This is a genomic window from Mycobacterium sp. (assembly GCF_039583805.1).
GTDB lineage: Bacteria > Actinomycetota > Actinomycetes > Mycobacteriales > Mycobacteriaceae > Mycobacterium.
This window is the reverse complement of sequence record NZ_JAVKSH010000090.1, coordinates 1-4,797: the sequence shown is the minus strand read 5'-3', so window position 1 is coordinate 4,797 and position 4,797 is coordinate 1. Positions and strand designations below refer to the sequence as shown.

Genomic DNA, 4,797 nt, shown 5'->3' with positions numbered 1-4,797 from the left:
CGGACACCAGACGGCCCAGTGCTTCCCGGTGGCCGGCCGGCACCAGATGCGGGTCCAGCACGGTGACGGTGTCACGAGCGGTGTCGTGTTCGGCGGCGACGAACCAGGTGTCGGCCGGAACGTCGATGCCCCGGGCGGCCAGATGCTCGCGCACCGCCACGTCGTTGAGGATGGCCGCCGCGGTCCGGGCGTTGGGGGCGCCGCGGTTGCCGCCGCACGCCCCACAGTGCAGCGCCGACTCGTAGGGATTGTTCTCGGTGGTGCTGCCGTGACCGCACAGCACCACCAGCGGCGCGAAGTTGGCCGTCAGGCCCATCATGGTCAGGGCTGCCTCGGCGAAGAGCTGCCGGTCCTCGACGGTGAACCCCTCGGCGACGCCCAGCCTGGTGGTGGCGACGGGGCTGACAGCGCGGCGCAACCGGTCTCGCACGCGGTCGTGCAGGCGCGGCGCGACCGTCTTGACGGCGGCCAGCGGCCCGGCCGCCCAGCCGGCGACCTCGGCGAGGCTGAACGGCGCGAGGGTGTCGTTCTTGGCCGCGTCGAAGGCGTCCTCGCCGGCGGCCAGGGTCACCCGGCCCGCGCGGGCGCGCGCCAGACGGCCCTCGGGAACCGACGGGTCGGGGTGTTCGGTGATCTCGTTGCGCGGGCGCAGCAGCACCGGGCACTGCTCGCTGCTGGTCGCGGACTCCCAGCCACGGTAGGAGATGGCGACCGCGAAGAATCCGGCGAAGCCCAGCGTTTCGTACGGCCCGAGTGCCTCCACCTGGCGGCGCAGCTCCTCGGAGCGGGTGTCGATGCAGCAGACGACCTGGGCTGCGGGCCGGGCGGCCGGCGCGGGCAGCGGCTGCCCGGCCAGTTCGGCGAGCAGCGGGGCGCGGTATCCCCACTCGTAGGCGCGCTGCCAGACCAGCGGACGGACCGACACCCCCAGCAGCTCGAGCACGTCGGCGATGGCGTCGACACAGGCCCGGTCGCTCGCCTGCGCGGGCGCCAGGCGGGTGGCGACGGCCACCGCGCGGGCGTGCGTCGACGGGGGCTGGGGTGCCGGCGCGGACGGCGGGCAGGAGGCGTTGAGCAGGCCCGCGTGGCGCAGCAGTTCAGCTTCGTAGACCAGCCGCATCGCCAGGTACTGGGTGAGGTCGGCGGCGTCGCCGTGCTCGCCGTGCCAGCGCACGTGACTGGCCCAGCCGGGCATCGCGGTGAGGTGGGCCCGCAGGTAGCCCACCCGCGCGTCGTCGCACACACCCAGGTCGGCCAGGGCCGCGGTGGCGGCGTCGTCGGGGCGGGCGGGCAGTAGGCGCAGCCGTCGCCGCACGCTGCTGGGCAGCGAGCGGTCGCGTCCGGCCAGGTCCCGCCACGCGGCGTACAACCCGCGCTCGGCTCCGGGCATGGGCCAGGCGGTGTGCGCGGCGCCGAAGAACGCCGCGCACCACTTGCCGGTCTGGTTGTCGACGAGGTCGGCGACCTGGCGACAAACCTGTTCGCTGCGGGTGGTGCTCACCCGGGCAGGATCGGGCCCGGTCTGGCCGTACAGCATGTCGCAGCGCAGGATGTCCAGCGCGCCGATGTGGCCATTCGGTACGGCCACCCCCGGATGCTGCGCGATGTCCTCGACGTGGTGGGCCAGTGCCGCGTCCAGCTGGTCGTCGGCGATGCGGCCGGCGGCGTGCAGCCGCCGGAAGGTGGTCTCGGCCACGGTGCCGCGCGCGCCGACCCATTCGCCGGCGCGCCGGATGGCGGTGGCAAAAGGTAGGCCCTCGTAGCCACCGAGGGGGTTGACCGCGATGAACGTCTCGATCGGCCAGTACGGAGTCAGGGCCTGCCCGGCGATGTTGACGTCGCTGCGCAGCGCGCCGCGCCCGGCGGCGGTGCTCGCCGGGATGGGGGCCGCCGTCACGCCGATGCCCCCACCGTTGCGCGGACGACCGGGCGGTGCCGCAGCGGCTCGGCGGCCACCCGGACCGTCGTCCCGGTCCGCGGCTGGGCCTGGGTCAGTGCCCACACGTACGCCGTCCGCCGCAGCGCCGCCAGCCCGGGCAGCGCCGGCGTGAACCGCATCGCGGCGGCCACCGCCGCCAGGGCGAGCGCCGCGGCCAGCACCGCCCAGCCCGTCGCGCCGTGGCCGGCGGCTACCGGCAGCGCGGGCGCGAGGATGCGCGTCAGCACGGCGACGGCCGTCAGGTAGACCGGGGCGATCACACCCAGCGCGACGGCTCCGGCCAGCGCACGACCCGCGGTCGGGCCGCGCCGCAGCCACGCCCAGCCTGCTGTCGCGCCGGCGGCCCAGGCGAACACCAGCAGCGGGACGCCGCCGTGGTGGGCGAGTTCGCCGACCGGCGCCCCCAGCGCCGCGGCCAGAGCCAATGCGGCGGCCGGCGCGGTGACGGCGTAGGCGCCGAGCATCCAGCGTCGGGCCGCGCTCGGTGCGGCCCGTTGTGAGCTGCGGTCGTGCCGGCCGTAGCGATGGACCGCCGCCCCCGACCCCAAGAACAACGTCGCCTTGTACATGCCGTGTGCGATCAGGTGGAAGACCGCGGCGGCGTACAGGCCCAAGCCGCAGGTCATGATCATGAAGCCCATCTGGCCCATTGTCGAGTGCACGAGCGCGCCCTTGATGTCGGGTTTGGTGAGCATCAGCGCCGTCGCGTATACCGCGGTGAGCGCACCGACAGCGAAGGTGAGGTACATCGCGGCCGCCGGGAAGACCACCACCGTGCCGGCGCGGGCGAGCAGGATCGCCCCGGCGTTGACGACGCCGGCGTGCAGCAGCGCCGACACCGGGGTGGGGGCGGCCAGCGTCGTCGGCAGCCAACGGTGGAACGGTATCTGGGCCGAGCGTGACGCCGCGGCGAGGACGAACAGCACCGCCGCCACCGTCGCCGGCAGCCCCCCGGCGGAGGCCAACGGCGCCGCGGTGCGGCGCAGGTCCACCTGGCCGGACCCCGCGACGATCACCAGCACAGCCGCCCACAACGCGCCGTCGCCGACCGCGAACGCAGCCGCGGTGCGGCGCAGGCCGTCGCGGGCGGCCGGCAGATGGTCGTAGGTTCCCAGCAGCGCGCACAGCGCAAGGCCCGCAGCCGTCCACGCCAGCGCCAGGCCGACCACGGTGACCGCCGTGACCAGCGCCGCGGTGGCCGCGGTCAGCGCCGCCGTGGCGGTGAAGAATCGGTCGGCCCGGCGGTCGCCGTACAGATAGCGCCGGGCGAACAGTTGCACGACGAGTCCGATGCCGCACACCACCGGCAGCAGCACCGCGGCCAGCTGGTCGGCCCAGAACCCGAACAGCGACCGACCGCTGCCGGCGCCGGGGAGCCAGGACAGCGGACCGCGGGTGAGCACGATGGCGGAGACCGCCAGGGCCAGCAGCATGCTGACGGCGCCTCCCGCCGGGCCCCAGCTACCAGCGGGTCGCCGCAGCGCGCGCCCGGCCATCGCGACCGCCAACGGTGCTGCGATCAGCAGTGGTACCAGCACATCCATAGCGCCTCCCGTTCAGGTCGTACCGGTTCGCCACCGGCGTCGGGGCCAACATTACATGAAATCGATCTCATGTATCAAGTCATGTGTATTGTGTTTCCATAATTTGATACCGCCAGAGTGTTGCCGGACAGCACGGCACCGGACAGCACGGCACCGGACAGCACGGGAAGGAAGCAGGTGAGCGAGCCGCAGCCCGACGACACCGCGAGCGCGGCCCCCATCCGGCGCCGCTACGCGGGTGCCGTCATCGCCATGGGCACCATGCACGGCAAAGAACGCCAGGTCGGCCCGGCGTTCGAGGAGATTCTCGGCGCCCGGGTGATCGCGCCCGGAGGGCTCGACACCGACAGGTTCGGCACCTTCACCGGAGACGTCGAGCGCACCATGACTCCCACCCAGGCCGCCACCGCCAAGGCACGGCTGGCGATGCAGGCCACCGGGTTGCCTTATGGTCTGGCCAGCGAAGCCACTTACGCCACCCGCTACGCCGTGGTCAGGGTGCACGAGGAGGTCTTGGTTTTCCTCGACGACCGGCGGGGAATCCACGTCGTCGAGGGACACAACGACCTCGACGTCCCGGGACCGCCGTGCGTCGTCAGCTCTGTCGAGCAGGCGATCGACGCGGCACGCGCCCTCAGCTTTCCCGAACAGGGCCTGGCCGTCAAAACGGTCGGTGACGGCGCGGTCAGGGTCTTCGGCAAGGGTTTGACCGACGTCGACAGCCTGCACGCGGCGGTCGCCGGAGCCCTCGGCTGCGCGGACGGCGGCCAGGTGTGGGTCGAGCCGGACCTGCGCGCTCATCACAACCCCACCCGACGCCGGGCGTTGACTCGCCTGGCGCGCAGCCTGGCTCAGCGGCTGGCCACGCCATGCCCGTCGTGCCAGGGACCCGGATTCGGCAAAGTCGGCGTCGAAACCGGGCTGCGCTGCCGGATCTGCGGCACGGCCACCGACCTGGTCGCAGCCGACATTCTGGGTTGCCCGGCATGTGAACGCCGACAACGCGTTCCACGTCCGGACGCCGAGGCCGATCCCCGCTGGTGCGAATGCTGCAACTGTTAAAACTGAGGTTGGTCATTGTTGGCCAACTGTGCCGGGGTAACGGTTGCCCGGCCCGGATCGCCGCGTACGTTCCGGCAAGGCGGGCGAGATTGGGTTCCTCGCGTCCTTGACCGGTGGCGGTTCCCGGTGATCGCCTGTGGGCTGTCGGGTCCGGTCTGGTTGGTAGCTCTCACCGCACGATCCTCTGGTCGTGGTGGTGTCACACCTTCCCGTCGCCGGGCCGTAAAGCCTTGGGCGCGACGCCCGATCACC

The 4,797-nt window shown here is 73.0% G+C and carries 3 protein-coding genes; 1 reads left to right on the top strand and 2 read right to left on the bottom strand.

Annotated elements, in window-relative coordinates:
• Positions 1-1,897, bottom strand: a 1,897-nt coding sequence (locus ABDW21_RS12770) for a putative inorganic carbon transporter subunit DabA (RefSeq protein ID WP_343710515.1), incomplete at its 3' end; no start/stop codon positions are given.
• Entirely contained in the window at positions 1,894-3,483 is a 1,590-nt protein-coding gene (locus ABDW21_RS12765) for a proton-conducting transporter membrane subunit (RefSeq protein ID WP_343710514.1), read from the bottom strand. The genes ABDW21_RS12770 and ABDW21_RS12765, both read right to left, overlap by 4 nt.
• A gap of 177 nt (positions 3,484-3,660) precedes the next feature.
• Here ABDW21_RS12765 and ABDW21_RS12760 point away from each other — a divergent pair, with 177 nt between their 5' ends.
• Complete coding sequence (locus ABDW21_RS12760) at positions 3,661-4,545, top strand: DUF6671 family protein (protein WP_343601714.1); 885 nt, start codon at positions 3,661-3,663, stop codon at positions 4,543-4,545.
• Positions 4,546-4,797: the final 252 nt, after the last annotated feature.

What these genes read in the sequence shown, in the direction of transcription:
- ABDW21_RS12765 (WP_343710514.1), bottom strand. Translation starts at nt 3,483, where the DNA reads ATGGATGTGCTGGTACCACTGCTGATCGCAGCACCGTTGGCGGTCGCG.